The following is an 18543-nucleotide window of genomic DNA, read 5'->3' as shown; positions in this document are numbered from 1 at the left end:
GACCAGCGAAGCGCTCAACGGCACCTGGAAGCTGCGGGTGCGCGATGCCGCCGCGAACGACGTGGGTTACATCAACAGCTGGAGCATCACGTTCTGATCCTTGCCGCATCAGTCCGGCAGCGCACGTCCCGGCCTCGGCCGGGCGTGCGTTCGCCAACACGGTCGCCGCGCGGCTCGGGCCGCGCGGCACCGAGTGCGGGTCGTCCATCGCATCGCGGCAGCTCCGATACGGGTTGCGCCGTCGATCGCGCACGCTGGCGTCGGCCGTTGCCGCTCGTTCCAAATCGAATACATCTAGGGGTAGGGAATGGAAGTTCGTAAAGTATCCAAGCACCGCGCGCGCCTGGTCGCGTTGATCGCCGTCATGGCGCTCGGCGTGGCCGGTGCGGTCGGCGCCGCACCGCCGACGGAACTGCTGCCGACCGGCGCGCAGTCGTCCGGCGATCCGAACCGGGTCTGGATCCGGTTCCCGCGCGGCCAGAAGGCGCAGTTCAAGGCCCAGCTGCAGCAGTCGGTGAAGGCGCTGCGCGCCACGGCTTCGGCCAAGGGCTTGAGTGCCGCCGCGCTGACCGAAGGCAAGACCCACCACGAATTCGACCAGCTCGATTCGGTGGTCATGACCTTGTCGCCGCAGGTGCTGAGCAGCCTGCGCAACAACAAGAACCTGGTCATCGAGCGCGATATGCCGCGTTATCCGCTGGCCGAGTACGTACCCTTCGGCATCCCCCGCGTGCAAGCGCCCGACACCGTCGCCACCGGCGCCAACGGCAACGGGGTGAAGGTCTGCGTGATCGACTCCGGCCTGCGCAGCAACCACGAGGACTTCGCCGGCATCAGCATCACCGGCTATGCGGACAGCGGCCGCACCTGGAACACCGACGACTGCGGCCACGGCACCCACGTGGCCGGCACCATCGCCGCGGTGGGCGGCAACGGCAAGGGCGTGACCGGCGTCAGCCCGGGCAAGGTCTCGCTGCATATCGTCAAGTACTTCGACGGCCCCAGCTGCAGCTTCTCTTTCAGCTCCGACCTGATCGCGGCCGCCGACAAGTGCGCGCAGGCTGGCGCCAAGGTCATCAACATGAGCCTGGGCGGTGCCGGTCAGAGCAGTGCCGAAAGTGCCGCTTTCAGCAATCTGTATAACCAGGGCATCGTGTTGGTGGCCGCGGCCGGCAACGACGGTACCAGCACCAAGAGTTATCCGGCGTCCTATCCCAGCGTGATCTCCGTGGCCGCGCTGGACTCGAACAACGCCAAGGCTGCGTTCTCGCAGTTCAACGACGGCGTGGATATCGCCGCACCGGGTCAGGACGTTTCCAGCACCTATCCCAAGCGCGGCACGCCGGTCAGCGTGGTCGGCGGCGGCAGTTACGACACGTTGCCGATGGCCAACAGCGCATCGGCGACCGTGGCCGCGGCCCTGATCGATGGCGGTCGTTGCGCCAGCGCAGGCAGCTGGAGCGGCAAGGTGGTGCTGTGCGAGCGCGGCGACAACACCACGCTGGAGAAGGTCACCAACGTCAAGAGCGGCGGCGGCCGCGCCATCATCCTGTACAACAACGTGTCCGATCCGTTCGCTTACAGCACCGGTCTCAAGGATCCGTCCACGCTTACCGGCGTGGCCGTCAGCCAGGCTTCCGGGCAGGCGCTGCGCGGCCTGGTCGGGCAGACCGTCACCGTCAATCCCACCTACGTCTATGGTGTCGACAACTATGCCGTTCTGAGCGGCACCTCGATGGCCAGCCCGCACGTGGCGGGCGTGGCGGCGCTGATGCTCAGCGCCAAGCCCAGTGCGACCCCGGCGGAAGTGCGTGAAGCCTTGTTGTCGACCGCATTGGATCTCGGCCCGGCCGGCCGCGACAACGAGTTCGGTTACGGCCTGGTGCAGGCTTTCGAGGCCGTCGATGCGCTGCTCGCGGGCAGCAATCCGAATCCGCCTGGCGCGCAGACCTACAGCAACGCCACCGACGTCAACATTCCCGACAACAACGCCACCGGTGCCAGCAGCACCATCACCGTGTCGGGCCGTACCGGCAACGCCCCCAGCACGGCCAAGGTGTCGGTCAATGTGCAGCACCCGTTCCGCGGCGATCTGATCGTCGATCTGATCGCGCCGGATGGCACGGTCTACAACCTGTTCAACCGTCCCAACGTCAACGATGGCACCGACCACGTGATCATCACCGACCGCGTGATCGACCTGAGCAGCGAAACGCTCAACGGCGCCTGGAAGCTGCGCGCGGCCGACCGCGCCCCGCAGGACGTGGGCTACATCAACAGCTGGAGCGTCACGTTCTGATCGCCCGCTTCTGAATCGATCGGTTTTCGACGGTCGTCGCGGCGTACCTCGCCCCCGAGTGCGCCGCGGCGGCCCGTCGACTTTTCGATCCTGCACCCACCCCGGCCTTGGCCGGGGTTTTTTGTTGCCCATCGCCAGGGCGGGCAGGCCTGGCCTGCGGCCGCGGCGACGCCGCGATGTCGGCTGTAAATAGTGTGCCGTTTAGGAGCTTTATGCTCACTACGGGTCAGTATCTTTGCAGTGCAGCAAATGATGCTCGTCAAGAAATATGTGGCCTATGTCACGTATTTCCGTGTGACCTAGGTGGCTTACCTCATTGTCCCGGCCTTCGCGGGCTCCTTAGCGTGGTCCCCGTGCAGCGCAATGCTGCACGTCGAGCTTCCGCCCCGAGCCGATCGCGACGACCGCATGCGCGGCCGCGCCCGGACTGGGGCGGTCCCTGCCGCGGACTTGCGGCGCTTGTTTTCCATCGGGGGTTCCAAGGATGTCGATTTCCACTCAAGGCCAGTTCCGCGTACGCGCGCTCGTGGTCGCCACGACCGTCGCGCTGACGGCCTTCGCCGCGCCGGCGTTCGCTGGCCGCATGAACGCGTCGGGCCTGAAGGCCGAAGGCAACTACGACCAGTTCATCGTCAAGTACAAGGACCAGTCGGCCGAGCGCAGCAGCGCAGCCGCGCTGCAGTCCTCGCTCAGCGGCGCCGCGCGCGCGCTGCCGGCGGTGTCCGGCAAGCACCTGGGTCTGAAGCAACTGCGTCGGATGGCGCTGGGCGCCGACGTGGTGCGCAGCGATCGCAAGCTCAGCCGCGCCGAGGCCGAATCGCTGATGCGGCAGATCGCCGCCGATCCCAACGTCGATTACGTCGAGCCCGACCTGGTCATGCAGGCGCTGGCGACGCCGAACGACCCGCGCTACAACGAGCAGTGGCACTACGCCACCAACGCCGTCGGCGCCAATGTCTCCAGCGCCTGGGATACCGCCACCGGTACCGGCGTGGTGGTGGCGGTGATCGACAGCGGCCGCCTCGCGCATAACGATCTCGACGCCAACACCCTGCCTGGCTACGACTTCGTCACCTCGACCACGACGGGCAACGGCGGCTCCGGCGACGGCAACGGCCGCGACGCGGATCCAACCGACGCCTCCAACGTCAAGCACGGCACCCACGTCGCCGGCACCATCGCCGCGGTCACCAACAACAGCCTCGGCGTCGCCGGCGTGGCCTACAACGCCAAGGTCGTGCATGCGCGCGTGCTCGGCAACGGCGGTTACGGCAACACCTCCGACATCGTCGACGCGATCACCTGGACCTCCGGCGGCACCGTCAGCGGCGTGCCGGCCAACGCCAACGTGGCCGAAGTCATCAACCTCTCGCTGGGCGGCACCGGTTCCTGCGGCCTGACCTACCAGAACGCGATCACCGCCGCGATCAACCGCGGCACCACCGTGGTCATCGCCTCGGGCAACAGCAACAGCGACGTGTCGGGCTTCTCGCCGGCCAACTGCCCGGGCGCGATCTCGGTCGCTTCCAGCGACATCAACGGCAATCGCGCCTGGTACTCCAACTACGGCGCCACCATCGACATCACCGCGCCGGGCGGCGAAACCTGCTCGCCGCTGGTCGAGTTCCTGGCCCTGGGCGAGTCCACCGCCGGCAAGTGCCAGCAGAATCACGAGACCCGCGGCGTGCTCTCGACCTACAACGCCAACGGCTACTTCTTCAACCAAGGCACTTCGATGGCCGCGCCGCACGTGGCCGGCATCGTCGCGCTGATGCAGTCGGTGGCGCCGACGCCGAAGACGCCCGCGCAGATCCAGACCATCCTGGCCAACACCGCGCGTCCGATCACGGCCGCCAAGTGCCCGGGCGGTTGCGGTCCGGGTCTGGTCGACGCGGCCGCGGCCGTGCTGGCCGCGCAGGGCGGTACCGGCAACGCCGCACCGGTGGCGAACTTCACGTCCTCGGCCAGCGGCCTGACGGTGACCTTCACCGATACCTCCACCGACAGCGACGGCTCCATCGCCTCGCGCAGCTGGAACTTCGGCGACGGCACCACCTCCACCCTCGCCAACCCCAGCAAGACCTACTCGGCGGCCGGTACTTACACCGTCACGTTGACGGTCACGGATAACGGCGGTGCCAGCAACACCAAGACCGCCACGGTCACGGTGGGCAGCAGCGGCGTGCAGACCTACAGCAACGGCACCGACGTCAACATTCCCGACAACAACGCCACCGGCGTGAGCAGCTCGATCGTGGTCTCTGGCCGCACCGGCAACGCCCCGACCAATGCCTCGATCACGGTCAACATCGTCCATCCCTACAAGAGCGATCTGATCGTGGACCTGCTGGCGCCGGACGGCTCGGTCTACAACATCCACAACCGCACCGGCGGCGACGCCGACAACGTCTCGGGCACCTTCACCAAGAACCTGTCGACGGAAGCGCTCAACGGCACCTGGCGTCTGCGCGCGGCCGACCGGGCCGGTCAGGACGTGGGCTACATCGACAGCTGGAGCATCACCTTCTGATCGCAGGCCGGCGATCGCGGCGCCCTCCGCGTCGCGAGCGTCGTCGTGTTGCGCATCTCAGCCCCGGCTTCGGCCGGGGCTTTTCTTTGCGTGCCCGCCGGGCGGGCGGTGGCGTGCGGTGGTGTGCCGCCAGGCATATTTTCTGTTTTGGCGAGGCAGTGGTCGGCGTGTTCGCGGTTTTCGGTGGCGCGGCGCGTGGGTGCGAGGTTTTTGTCTAATTCATTGATATTAAAAGGGTGGGGAGGGCGGCCTAGTTCTGCGTTGGGCGCGCGCGAGTCCTTTTTGTGCCTAAAAACACGATGATTGTGGCTTTATGGTGGAGCATTAATTTCAATTAGTGAAATTGCGATGTGGGTCACGTTTAAGGCCGTGGAACGCGCGGGTTTCCTGTGCCTTCTGCGTGCGCCGAAACGTAGCTTCGATCTGCATCGCGGCACGCGTCGCGATTCACGGTCCGGTGGGCGCCCGTGCCCGCCCAGCCTCCATCGCCGCAATCCGCGGCCTACCCATGGGCTTCATTCGAGGATCTTTCTACGATGTCGAACTCGAACACCACGCTGCGCGTACGCGCGCTCGCCGCCGCCACCGCGCTGGCGCTGACCTCCATCGCCGCGCCCGCCTTCGCCGGGCATGCGGTCGTTTCCGGCCTGAAGTCCGGCGAGCACTACAGCCGCTTCATCGTCAAATACAAGAACGGCAGCGCACCGACGGCCAGCACCGCCTCGGTCGCGTCGTCCCTGGGCGCGGCCTCCGCGCGCACCGTGCTGCCGGCCGCCTCCAAGGGCAAGCGCCTGGGCCTCAAGCATCTGCGCCGGATGGCGATGGGCGCCGACGTGGTGGTCAACGACACCGCCCTCAACAGCGACGAAGCGCGCGCGGTGATCCAGCAGCTGGCCGCCGATCCGAACGTGGAATGGGTGCAGCCCGACTACATCATGCACGCGCTTGCCGTACCCAACGACACCCGCTTCAACGAACAGTGGCATTACGCCAACAGCGCGGTGGGCATCAATGCGCCGACCGCCTGGAACAGCACCAGCGGCAATGGGGTGGTGGTGGCGGTGATCGATAGCGGCATCGTCTCGCACCCCGATCTGAACGCCAATGTCCTGACCGGCTACGACTTCGTCACCTCCACCACGGGCTTCTCGGCGACCGATTGCGGCGGCGTCGCCGGCTGCGGCGCGTCCGACGACGGCAACGGCCGCGACGCCAACCCGAACGACTCCTCGGGGGTCTATCACGGCACCCATGTCGCCGGCACCATCGGCGCGGTCACCAACAACGCCTCCGGCGTGGCCGGCGTGGCCTACGGTGCGCGCATCGTGCCGATCCGCGTGCTCGGTCGTGAGGGTTCCGGCGCCACCTCGGACATCGCCGACGCCATCGTCTGGGCTTCCGGCGGCGCCGTCGCCGGCGCGCCCGCCAACGCCAATCCGGCCGAGGTCATCAACATGTCGCTGGGCGGCGACGCGCCGTGTTCGGCCACACCGGCCTACCAGACCGCCATCAACACCGCGACCGCCAACGGCTCGATCGTGGTCGCCGCCGCCGGCAACAGCAACATCGACGTCGCCGGTTCCACGCCCGCCAGCTGCAACAACGTGATCAGCGTCGCCGCCAGCGACCAGGGCGGCAAGCGCGCCTGGTATTCGACCTACGGTGCGACCATCGACATCACCGCGCCGGGCGGCGAGACCTGCTCACCGACCAACGAGTTCCTGCCCTTGAATCGCGTGCCCCGCGCCGGCGACTGCACGCGCAGCCACGATGCGCAGGGCGTCCTGTCCACGTACTCGAATGATGGTTATGCCTTCGAGCAAGGCACCTCGATGGCGTCGCCGCACGTGGCCGGCGTAGTCGCGCTGATCCAGGCGGTCTCGGCCACCCCCAAGACCTTCGAGCAGGTGCGCCAGATCCTGGCCAATACCGCGCGTCCGATCTCCGCGGCCAACTGCCCCGGCGGCTGCGGCCCGGGCCTGATCGACGCGGCGGCGGCGGTGGCGGCCGCAGGCGGTGGCGGTCCGGTCAACGCGGCGCCGGTGGCGAACTTCGCTTCCTCTGCCAGCGGCTTGACCGTGAGCTTCACCGATACCTCCAGCGATAGCGACGGCACGATCGCCTCGCGCAGCTGGAGCTTCGGCGACGGCACCACTTCGACCCTCGCCAATCCCAGCAAGACCTACGCGGCCGCGGGCACCTATACCGTCACGCTGACGGTCACGGACAACGGCGGCGCCACCAACACCAAGACCGGCTCGGTCACGGTGTCCGCGTCCGGTAACGTGCGCCAGACCTACACCAACAGCGCCGACTATTCGATCGGCGATTTCGCCACGGCGGAAAGCGCGATCACGGTGTCCGGTCGTAGCGGCAACGCGCCGGCCGACACCTCGTTGTCGGTGGACATCGTGCACACCTACCGCGGCGACCTGGTCGTCGACCTGATCGCGCCCGATGGCTCGGTCTACAACCTGGCCAACCGCAGCGGATCCAGTGGTGGTATCAACAGGACCATCACGGTGAGCAACCTGACCAGCGAGACGCTCAACGGCACCTGGAAGCTGCGCGTGCGCGACGCCGCCGCCGGGGATACCGGTCGCATCAACAGCTGGAGCCTCACGTTCTGAGCCAACGGGCAAGCGGGTCGGGTCCGCCGCGCGAACGGCGGACCCGGCACGCGGGTGCGTCCGGACCCGACCCCGAGTCCGGGCGCACCATTGTCCGGCGGTCCGGCGGCGCGTACCCCCGCGTCGCCGGCCGCACCTGCGACCGCGCCGGTTCCGCGGCGTTCAGCGCGGGCCGACTAGCGTACGAACGCTAGCCTCAACCCCATTCGCACTGCCGGTGCGTTTCGGAATCAGGAACGCCATGACCCAGGAGCCGATGCCATGTCCAGCCCTTTCCGCCGATCCGTGCTCGCCGTCAGCGCAGCCGCGCTGGCCTTGGCGATGAGCGCCTGCATGGCGTCCGCACCCTCCAACGGCGACGGCGGTGCCCCGAAGGCGCATGTGGGCGAGCTGCAGGGCAACGGCCCGTACCAGCAATTCATCGTCAAGTACCGCGACGGCAGCGTGCCTGCGCGCGAGCAAGACAGCGTCAAGGCTAGGTTTGCCAGCACCGCCGGCAACAGCGGCCTGAAGAGCGGCGGCGGCGCGATCAAGCTGGAACACAAGCTGCGCCTGTCGGTGGCTGCCGACGTGTTTCGCGCCGACCGTCCCTTGAGCAAGGCCGAGGCGCAGAAACTGATGCAGACCTTCGCGGCCGATCCGGACGTGGAGTACATCGAGATCGACGGCGTCGTCTCGATCATGCCGATCGGCGGCAGCCTGGACCGCTGAGGCGACCGCTGGGCGCCATCGCGAAAGCGGTGGTGCGGGGTCGAATTTGCGGTGCGGCCGCTCGCCGCACCTTGCGCCACACGCCTCAAGGCCTGGGGCGTTGGCGGGGTAGGGCCTAGGCCAATCTTGTAGGCGCCGTTTGCGGCGGCGCGCGGCCCCGTCACCGGTGGTGCCGCCTGCCTTGTGCCTGACGGCACCTAGAAACGGCCAAGCCATGACGGGTTTGCGTCCAAGATTCCCTGCTAAAACCGCGACTTAACCTGGGTTTCCCGTCTCAGGCGCGCAACCGCATGTTGCGATGCGGCATATTCTCGTGTCGATTTCACGTGAAAGCGGTTACCGCAATAAATTGTGACGATAGTCACAAATACCTGTGCACATTGAGTGGATATCCCCGTTGCGATGGGTACGAAAGGTCGACTAGCGTCACTTTGCGGACACATTTTGTCACCTGTCCGTATCCACCGTTCGAGCCTAAGGCCGCGGTAATCCCGCCGGTCGGAGAGAGGTTCTTGCGGTTTTTTGCCGCGCTTAGCGGCTTATTCCAGCTTCGGGGGTTACATAGATGTCTCAGCTGTCCTCGCGTCGCATTCGCGTGCACGCCCTGGCCGCCGCCACGGCAGCCGTACTGGCTTCGAGCATGATCGCCGCCCCGGCGTTCGCCGCTGGCCGCGTCAATCTCGCCGGCCTGCAGTCTTCCGAAAAAGTTCAGCGCTTCATCGTCAAGTTCAAGGACGGTAGCGCTCCGACCACCAACGCCAGCACGCTGCAGCGCTCGCTGAGCACGGCCGCTTCCACCGCCGGCGCCGGCAAGGCCCTGGGCATCCGCTCGCTGCGCCGCACCGCCCTGGGCGCCGAAGTCGTGCGCAGCGATCGCGCGCTCGACCGTGTCGAAGCCGAGACGCTGATGCGTCAAATCGCCGCCGACGCCAACGTCGAATACGTCGAAGTCGACAAGCTCAACCACGCCTTCCTGACCCCGAACGACACCCGCTACAGCGAGCAGTGGGGCTATTCGGGCACCTACGGCATCAAGGCCAACCAGGCGTGGGACGTGACCAACGGCAGCGGCTCGGTCGTGGCGGTGCTGGACACCGGCATCACCAGCCATAGCGACCTCAGCGCCAACATCCTGCCCGGCTACGACTTCATCATCGACACCACCGTGTCCAACGACGGCAACGGCCGCGACAGCGATCCCAGCGATCCGGGCGACTGGGTCAGCGCCAACCAGTGCGGCGGCACCCATGCCGCGCAGGGTTCGAGCTGGCACGGCACCCACGTCGCCGGCACCATCGCCGCGGTGACCAACAACGCCAAGGGCGTGGCCGGCGTCGCCTACGGCGCCAAGATCGTGCCGGTGCGCGTGCTCGGCACCTGCGGCGGCTACGACTCCGATATCGCCGACGCGATCATCTGGGCGTCGGGCGGCACCGTCAGCGGCGTGCCCGCCAACGCCAACCCGGCCGAGGTCATCAACCTCTCGCTGGGCGGCTCGGGCGCTTGCGGCACCACCACCCAGAACGCGATCAACAGCGCGGTCAGCCGTGGCACCACCCTGGTGATCGCCGCCGGCAACGACAACGTCAACGTGTCCAACGCCTCGCCGGCGAACTGCAACAACGTGATCGCGGTGGCTTCGATCACCAGCACCGGCGCGCGTTCGAGCTTCTCCAACTACGGCGCGCTGATCGACATCGCCGCACCGGGCTCGAACATCCTGTCGACCCTCAACTCCGGTTCGACCACGCCGGGTTCGGAAACCTACGCCTCCTACAACGGCACCTCGATGGCGACCCCGCACGTCGCCGGCGTGGTGGCGCTGATGCAGGCCGTGGCGACCACGCCCAAGACGCCGGCCGAGATCGAGTCGATCATCAAGGCCAACGTCACCGCGTTCCCGTCGACCCCGTCGCAGAGCATCGGCCCGGGCATCCTCAACGCCAAGGCCGCGGTCGACGCCGTCAACGGCACCACCCCGCCGCAGACCGGCACGCTGACCAACGGCACCCCGGTCACCGGCCTGGCCGGCAGCGCCGGCACCGAGCTGCGCTACACCATGGTGGTTCCGGCCGGCGCCAGCGCGCTGAAGTTCGTCACCGCCGGCGGCAGCGGCGATGCCGATCTGTTCGTGAAGTTCGGCAGCGCGCCGACCACGGCCAGCTACGACTGCAAGTCCGAAGGCAGCACCAACGCCGAGACCTGCAACATCGCCACGGCCCAGGCCGGCACCTACCACGTGCTGGTGCGCGGTTACTCGACGTTCTCGGGCGCCAGCCTGACCGGTAGCTACACCACCGGCGGTGGCGGCAGCACCCAGACCTACAGCAACACCACCGACTACACCATCAGCGACAACGCCACGGTCGACAGCCCGATCACGGTCTCCGGTCGCAGCGGCAACGCCCCCAGCAACGCCTCGGTGACGGTGGCGATCGTGCACACCTACCAGGGCGACCTGAAGGTGGACCTGGTGGCTCCGGACGGTTCGCTCTACAACATCCACAACCGCACCGGCAGCAGCACCGACAACATCAACAAGACGGTCACGCTGAACCTGTCGACCGAAGCGCTGAACGGTACCTGGAAGCTGCGCGTCAACGACAACGCCGGCGGCGACACCGGCTACATCAACAGCTGGAGCGTCACGTTCTAAGCGCGAATTCGCTGGCAAGGACGCCGCGAACGCTCTCTCCGACCCCGGCTACGGCCGGGGTCTTTTTTTGCGCGATCGATATCGCCGCGCATGCCGGAGCGGGGCGCCTATACATCAGGTAGTCGTATACAAAAATGACTGGAAGCGGTTACTGGTCATATGCATGACGTGCATCACGAATGCGTTGTCGAATCGCAACGGATCACGCTTGTTCCACAGTTAATGCACGCTTAGCGTCGTGACGGGCGAAAAGGGGTTCGCCCGGTTTCATCGTTCGAGCGCATCGCCGGTTCATCGCGATGCGGCATTGCCCGTGTCAAACACGTATCAACTCGCCGGATGCACGCCGACACCGTCGGTCGCATGCCAAACGATTGATCCGCGCTCGCCATCTAAGGCCATGACGGCCGGCGATTCTGAGCGGCGAGCCGGTCATGCCCTCTACTACGGATGGAGAGAGACTCATGAAACGAATGTACGGTTCCCTGGTCCTGCTGGGACTTTCGTCGCTCGGCGTCGCCATTGCGGCGCCTGGTGCGCGTCCCGCCGCGTTCGACCATAGCCTGACCGCGCTCGACCGCGTCGAGATGCGCACGATGCAGGCGGTGGACGTGCCGGCGCTGCAGGCCGAGGATCGCCAGCGCGAAGCGCACGATCTGCCGCCGCGCTACGCGCAATCGCTGTCCGTCGATCTGACCCCGCTGAATTCCGGCGTGTGGGAAGAAGTCGGCAACGACATGGTCTGGCGCTTGCGCGTGCAGTCGCGCGGCGCACTGTCGCTGAACTTCGGTTTCAGCGAATACAAGATGCCCGCCGGCGGCCGCCTGCTGGTGTATCCGGCCAACCTCAGCCGCGCCGCCGCCTCCGATCCGTCGGTGGTGCGCATGTACACCGCCGCCGACAACGAGTCGCACGGCCAGTTGTGGACGCCCATCGTCAACGGCGCCGAAGCGGTGATCGAAGTGGTGGTGCCGCGCGATCAAGTCGGCCAGCTCAAGCTGCGCCTGGCCAAGGTCGGTCACGACTACCGCGGCTTCACCCGCATGGCCCAGCAGCTGCAGTCCGACATGGTGACCGCGCAGGGCACCTCGGGCAGTTGCAACGTCGACGTGGTCTGCCCGGAAGGCGACGCCTGGCGCGCGCAGATCCGTTCGGTCGCGGCGATCTCCACCGGCGGCAGCCTGTTCTGCTCGGGCAGCCTGCTCAACAACGCCGCCAATGATCGCAAGATGTACTTCCTGACCGCCAACCACTGCGGCATCAGCGCCTCCAACGCCGCTTCGCTGGTAACGTACTGGAACTACCAGAACTCGACCTGCCGCGCGCCCGGCAGCACCCAGAGCGGTCAGAACGGTAACGGCTCGCTGGCCCAGACCCTGACCGGCGCCTTCCACCGCGCCTCCAACGCCGCGTCCGACTTCACCCTGGTCGAACTGGACGACGCCGCGCCCGCCGCCTACAACCTGTTCTGGAACGGCTGGGATGCGCGCAGCGGCGATTTCAGCGGCGCCACCGGCATCCACCATCCCAACGTCGCCGAGAAGCGCATCAGCCACGGCACCAGCGCCACCCGCACCACCAGCTACGGCGGCGCGCAGACCAACCCGACCTCGCCGGGCGACGGCTCGCACATCTTCGTGCGTTGGATCCCGGGCATCGGCGTCACCGAGGGCGGTTCCTCGGGCTCGCCCTTGTTCAGCCCCGAAAAGCGCGTGATCGGCCAGCTGCACGGCGGCCCGTCCTCGTGCTCGGCCGCCGATAACGCCAAGGCCGACTACTACGGCCGCATCTCGGTGTCCTGGACCGGCGGCGGCACCAATGCCACCCGTCTGAGCAACTGGCTGGATGCGGGCGGCACCGGCGTGCAGTTCATCGACGGCCTGGATTCGTCCGGCGGCGGCAACGTCGCGCCGACGGCGAACTTCAGCGTCGCCACCAGCGCGCTGACCGCCAACTTCACCGACAGCTCCACCGACAGCGACGGCACCATCGTCTCGCGTAGCTGGAACTTCGGCGACGGCGGCACCTCCACCGCGACCAACCCCAGCCGCACCTACGCGACCGCGGGCACCTACACGGTCACGCTGACGGTCACCGACGACGACGGCGCCAGCAACACCAAGACCGCCTCGGTCACGGTCGGCGGCACCGGCGTGCAGACCTACACCAACGGCACCGACTTCGCGATCAACGACAACAGCACCATCAACAGTCCGATCTCGGTCTCCGGCCGCACCGGCAACGGTCCCAGCAACGCTTCGATCTCGGTCACGATCAACCACAGCTACAAGGGCGATCTCAAGGTCGATGTGGTCGCGCCGGACGGCACGCTCTACAACATCCACAACCGCACCGGCGGCAGCGCCGACAACGTGATCGGCACGTTCACCAAGGACCTCACCAGCGAACCGCTGAACGGTACCTGGCAGCTGCGCGTGAACGACAACGCCAACGCGGATACCGGCGTGCTCGACACCTGGAGCATCACGTTCTGATCCGACACGTCCTCTCCGGCTTCGGCCGGAGAGGACACGCTACGGGAGCGTAAACCCGGCCGTGCACGTCCTCCCGCTCCCGCGCCGTCCGCGCGGGGGCGGGAGCCCGCGTGCGCGCGCGTTGGTCCCCTTCCACGGGTCGGCTCGCGCCGATCGTTCCGGCACGTTCGCAGCGGGCCCGGGCCCGCACGTCACGGAGTCACGCCATGCGCCTCGTCCACGCTGCTGTGTTGCTGTTCGCTTTCGCCTCCGCGGCGCCCGCCGCCGAGGATGACGCCACGGTGTTCGTCACCGCCCATTACCGCGACCGCGCGCAACTGCAGCGCGTCGCTTCCCGCTTCCAGCATCTGATCGTCGATCGGGTAGCGCGCACCGTGCGCGTGGAGGCCTTGCCCGAAGACATCGAGGCGCTGCGCCGCGCCGGCTTCCGCGTCGAAGTCGACGCCGACGCGACCCGGCGCCTGCAGGCGATGCAGTCGGCGATGGCGAACGCGCCCCTGCTGGGGCCGGCCGCGATTCCCGGCTACGCCTGCTACCGCACGGTCGAAGAGACCTACACGACCATGGACGACCTGGCCGCGGCCAAGCCGAACCTGGCGCGCATCGCCAACATCGGGCCGAGCTGGCAGAAGAGCCGCAACGCCGCCACCGGTTACGAAATGAAGGTGCTGCGGCTGACCAACACCGCCACCGACGCGGCGCTGCCGAACAAGCCGACCATGGTGGTGTTCGGCTCCATTCATGCGCGCGAGTACACCCCGGCCGAGCTGCTCACGCGCTTCGCCGAGTGGCTGGTCAACGGCTACGGCAGCGATGCCGAGGCCACCTGGTTGATGGACAACTTCGCCTTCCAGCTGGTGCTGCAGGCCAATCCCGACGGCCGCAAGAAAGCCGAAGCCGGTGCGTCGTGGCGCAAGAACACCGACAACCTCAACGGCAGCTGCAGCGCCTCGTCCTACGGCGTCGATCTCAACCGCAACTTCCCCTTCCACTGGAACAGCGCCGCCGGCGGTTCCAGCGGCAACGCCTGCGCCGAAACCTACCGTGGCGCGGCCAGCTCGTCCGAACCGGAAACCCAGAACCTGGTGCGCCTGGTCGCCGGCACCCGCAACGCCAGCGGCGTCTACACCGGCGGCATCTTCCCCGACCGCCGCGACGACGCCATCGGCAGCGCCGCGCCCGACGATTACCAGGGCCTGTTCTTCGACATCCACAGCTATTCGCAACTGGTGCTGTGGTCCTGGGGCGACACCACCACGCCGGCGCCGAACAGCGTGCCGCTGCAGACCCTGGGCCGGCGTCTGGCCTACTTCAACAACTACCGCCCGCAACAGTCCAACGAGCTCTACGCCACCGACGGCACCACCGACGACACCATGTACGGTCTGCTCGGCGTGCCCAGCTACACGATCGAGCTGGGCGTGGCCTTCTTCGAGAGCTGCTCGACCTTCCAGAGCGCGACCCTGCCCAACAACCTGCGCGCGCTGCGCTACGCCGCGCGCAATCTGTATGCGCCGTATCAATATCCGTCCGGGCCCGACACCCAGTCGGTCAGCGCCTCGGCGGTGAGCGTGCCGGCCGGTACGCCGGTGACGATCACCGCCAGCGTCAGCGACGCCGCCTACAACCAGAGCAACGGCAGCGAGGCGGTGCACACCATCGCCTCGGCACGCGCCTATCTGGATGCGCCGCCCTGGGCGGCGGGCGCGGTGGCGGTGGCGATGAACGCCAGCGACGGCAGCTACAACGCCAGCACCGAGACGGTGACGGTGGCGCTGCCGACCGCGGGGCTCAGCCCGGGCGTGCACACGGTCTATGTGCAGGCCACCGATGCGTCGGGCAAGCCCGGCACGCCCAATGCGGTGCGCTTCACCGTGTCCGGTAGCGGCGGCAACGCCCCGCCGGTGGCGAACTTCAGCGCCGCGGTCAGCGGCCTGAGCGTGGCCTTCACCGACAGCTCCAGCGACGGCGACGGCTCCATCGTCTCGCGCAGCTGGAATTTCGGCGACGGCACGACGTCCACCGCCACGAATCCCAGCAAGACCTACAGCGCCGCAGGCACCTACACGGTCACGCTGACGGTGACCGACGACGATGGCGCCGGCAATACCAAGACCGCGTCGGTCATCGTCGGCACTACCGGCAGCCAGACCTACAGCAACGGCACCGACTATCCGATCAACGACAACGCCACCGTCGACAGCCCGATAGCCGTGTCCGGTCGCAGCGGCAACGCGCCCAGCAACGCCTCGATCGCCGTCAACATCCTGCACACCTACAAGGGCGATCTGAAGGTCGATCTGGTCGCGCCCGACGGCACCCTCTACAACCTGCACAACCGCAGCGGCGGCAGCGCCGACAACGTGACCGGCACCTTCATCAAGGACCTGAGCAGCGAGCCGCTCAACGGCACCTGGAAGTTGCGCGTCAACGACAACGCCAGCGCCGACACCGGCACGATCGACAGTTGGAGCATCACCTTCTGACCGTGCGCGCGTCCGTCGCTCCGGCCGGCGCCGGAGCGGCAGCGCCGCATCGTCGCCCGCGCGGCCGGGGCGACCCCCAGGTTCCGGCCGTCTTTCCGTCGCGCCCCACACCCAAACACATCGGGCGCAGCCACCAGGAGTCGCACCATGAACCCCGTTCACGCCCCGCTGCCGACGCTGCTTGCGTTGGCCTTAGCTCTGACCGCTGTCCCCGCGCTCGCGCAGACCACGCATGAGCACGATCACATGCGTCCCGCCGACGCCAGCGACGACCCGTTCGCGCCGGTCTACGTGGTCACCTCGCGCGAAACCTACGACGCCGGCGTCAAGACCTTGGCCCGCCAATCCAGCGCCCGCGTCGGCGCCACCGGCGCGCCGCTGGTGATCTCGGAAGTGAAGACCCATCAGCTCGCCGACATCACCCGTCACGTGCACGAAAAGGAACGCCGCTGCGGCGGCTACTTCGCCTTCGCCACCCGCGCCGAGGCCGAAGCCTTCGTGCGCAACGACCGCAGCGCGCAGGCGATGGCCGGCAAGTTCCTGGCCGCCTACACCATCGACAACCAGGCCACGGTGACGCCCTGGCTGGGCCAGGTCGGCGAGGCCAACATCCGCTCCACCATCAGCCACCTGTCCACCCAGTACCCGAACCGCTATTACGCCTCGACCACCGGCCGGACCTCGGCCGAGTGGATTCGCAACACCTGGCTGGGCCTGGCCAACGGCCGCAGCGATGTCAGCGCCGAGCTCTACACCGGCTGCACCACCTGCTCGACCCAGCCCTCGGTGATCCTGACCATCCAGGGCACCGATCTGCCCAACGAGGTCGTGGTGCTGGGCGCGCATCTGGACTCGATCTCCAACTCCGGCAGCGGCAACACCATGAACGCGCCCGGCGCCGACGACGACGCGTCCGGCATCGCCACCCTGACCGAAGTGCTGCGCATCGCCATGGCCAGCGGCTACAAGCCCAAGCGCACGGTCAAGTTCATGGGCTACGCGGCCGAGGAAGTCGGCCTGCGCGGTTCCAAGGCGATCGCCACCGCGTACCAGAGCCAGGGCGTGAACGTGGTCGCGGCGCTGCAGCTGGACATGACCAACTACCGCACCGGCTCCGATCCGCACGTCAAAGTGATCACCGATTACTCCAACGCCGGCATGGTCCAGTTTCTGCAGGACCTGTTCACCGCCTACATGGGCGGTAGCGGACTCAACCTGGCCACCGAGGCCTGCGGCTACGGTTGCTCCGACCACGCCTCCTGGACCGCGGCCGGCTTTCCGTCGGCGATGTACCACGAGGGCCGGCTGTTCCCGAACCTGCACACCTCCGGCGACACCCTGGCCAACATGGGCAACTCGGCGACCAACAGCGTGCCGTTCGCGAAGCTGGGCCTGGCCTTCCTAGGCGAGGCCGCCAAGACGGCCAGCGGCGGCCCCGGCAACACCGCGCCGGTGGCGAACTTCAGCGCTACGGTGTCGGGCCTGACCGCGAGCTTCAGCGACAGCTCCAGCGACAGCGACGGCAGCATCGTCTCGCGCAGTTGGAACTTCGGTGACGGCGCCACCTCCACCGCGACCAACCCCAGCCGCACCTACGCGAGCGCGGGCACCTACACGGTCACGCTGACGGTCACCGACGACGACGGCGCCAGCAATACCAAGACCGCTTCGGTCACGGTCGGCGGCACCGGTGCGCAGACCTACAGCAACGGCACCGATTACCCGATCGCCGACAACGCCACCGTCAATAGCCCGATCGCGGTATCGGGGCGTAGCGGCAACGCGCCCAGCAACGCTTCGATCACCGTCAACATCCTGCACACCTACAAGGGCGATTTGAAGGTCGATCTGGTCGCGCCGGACGGCACGCTCTACAACATCCATAACCGCACCGGCGGCAGCGCCGACAACGTGACCGGCACCTTCATCAAGAACCTGAGCAGCGAGGCCTTGAACGGCACCTGGAACCTGCGCGTGAATGACAACGCCACCCAGGACACGGGCCGTATCGACAGCTGGAGCATCACCTTCTGATCGCGCATGCCGGCGCTGCGCGTCGGCACCGTGGTTCCCCGAGCCCCGGCCTCGCGCCGGGGCTTTCTTTATGCCCGGCGCATAAACGAAAACCCCCGGCAAGCCGGGGGTCATGGGTGCGAGGTCGAGGCGGTCAGATCGCTTCGAAGCGATTGGCCGCGACGTTCTTGCGCACCTTGTTCGGGTCCCAGATCAGGCCGTTCATGGCGATGTACACGCCCGGCGGCAGCGACTGCACTGCGCCGACCGCGCAGCCGACGTTGAACTCGGCGTCGGAACCGCGGAAGCGCGCCGGGCTCAGCGCGCCGGTCAGCACGATGGTCTTGTCGGTCAGCGTGGCCAGCACCTTGGCGGTCTCGACCATGGTGTCGGTGCCGTGGGTGATCAGCACGTGCCGGGCCGGCTGCGCGGCGATCGCGGCGCGGATCAGCTCGCGGTCCTCCTGGGTGATGTGCAGCGAATCCTTGCGGATGATCGGGATCACGTTGAACTGGAACGTCACCCCCAGCTCGCGCAGGATGCCGCCGATCTGCGGCTCGCCGATCTGGTAGTCGGACTTGTCGTCGAAATAGATCTTGTCGATCGTGCCGCCGGTGGTGACGATGCAGAGCTGGTCCATCGAAAGTGGGTCGCATTGCTGGGGACGGCGCAATTATAGGCCCGCGCACCGCGCTTCTGTGGGAGCGGCGTAAGCCGCGATCG

The 18543-nt window shown here is 67.4% G+C and carries 9 protein-coding genes and 2 pseudogenes; 10 read left to right on the top strand and 1 reads right to left on the bottom strand.

What is annotated here, in order from left to right:
• The first annotated feature begins 307 nt into the window (after positions 1-307).
• The 10 genes and pseudogenes from ASD69_RS22950 (at position 308) to ASD69_RS20815 (ending at position 17841) form a co-directional block, all read left to right on the top strand.
• Positions 308-2299: a S8 family serine peptidase gene (locus ASD69_RS22950; protein ID WP_056183316.1), complete on the top strand. Its 1992-nt coding sequence runs from the start codon at positions 308-310 to the stop codon at positions 2297-2299.
• A gap of 484 nt (positions 2300-2783) precedes the next feature.
• Positions 2784-4457, top strand: a pseudogene (locus ASD69_RS20845) (S8 family serine peptidase); the annotation flags it as partial.
• Between the two features lie 9 nt (positions 4458-4466).
• Entirely contained in the window at positions 4467-4829 is a 363-nt protein-coding gene (locus tag ASD69_RS22840) for a proprotein convertase P-domain-containing protein (protein ID WP_235567288.1), read from the top strand.
• A 536-nt stretch (positions 4830-5365) separates the two neighbouring features.
• The gene (locus ASD69_RS20840; protein ID WP_082576686.1) at positions 5366-7459 is read left to right on the top strand and encodes a S8 family serine peptidase; all 2094 of its coding nucleotides are present in this window, start codon (positions 5366-5368) and stop codon (positions 7457-7459) included.
• Between the two features lie 261 nt (positions 7460-7720).
• The gene (locus ASD69_RS20835; RefSeq protein ID WP_056183314.1) at positions 7721-8170 is read left to right on the top strand and encodes a hypothetical protein; all 450 of its coding nucleotides are present in this window, start codon (positions 7721-7723) and stop codon (positions 8168-8170) included.
• Between the two features lie 565 nt (positions 8171-8735).
• Positions 8736-10463 (top strand): annotated as a pseudogene (locus tag ASD69_RS20830) (S8 family peptidase); the annotation flags it as partial.
• 129 nt (positions 10464-10592) lie between these two features.
• A complete protein-coding gene (locus tag ASD69_RS22835; protein ID WP_235567287.1) occupies positions 10593-10826 on the top strand; it encodes a proprotein convertase P-domain-containing protein in 234 nt (77 codons plus the stop codon).
• Between the two features lie 464 nt (positions 10827-11290).
• Positions 11291-13321 carry a PKD domain-containing protein gene (locus ASD69_RS22305; RefSeq protein WP_162250687.1) on the top strand — a complete coding sequence of 677 codons (2031 nt, stop codon included), beginning with the start codon at positions 11291-11293 and terminating at the stop codon, positions 13319-13321.
• A 206-nt stretch (positions 13322-13527) separates the two neighbouring features.
• The gene (locus ASD69_RS22945) at positions 13528-15807 is read left to right on the top strand and encodes a M14 family zinc carboxypeptidase (protein ID WP_082576684.1); all 2280 of its coding nucleotides are present in this window, start codon (positions 13528-13530) and stop codon (positions 15805-15807) included.
• 147 nt (positions 15808-15954) lie between these two features.
• Positions 15955-17841, top strand: coding sequence for a M20/M25/M40 family metallo-hydrolase (locus tag ASD69_RS20815; protein ID WP_082576683.1), 1887 nt, complete (start codon positions 15955-15957; stop codon positions 17839-17841).
• Positions 17842-17974: 133 nt separating this feature from the next.
• On the opposite strand, the gene ASD69_RS20810 is transcribed toward ASD69_RS20815, so the two are convergent.
• On the bottom strand, positions 17975-18460 hold the full coding sequence (locus ASD69_RS20810; RefSeq protein ID WP_056183298.1) for an asparaginase domain-containing protein: 486 nt from the start codon (positions 18458-18460) through the stop codon (positions 17975-17977).
• Positions 18461-18543: the final 83 nt, after the last annotated feature.

Source organism: Lysobacter sp. Root604, from assembly GCF_001427505.1.
GTDB lineage: Bacteria > Pseudomonadota > Gammaproteobacteria > Xanthomonadales > Xanthomonadaceae > Lysobacter.
The sequence above is the reverse complement of the archived record's forward strand: the minus strand, read 5'-3'. Positions and strand labels throughout refer to the sequence as shown.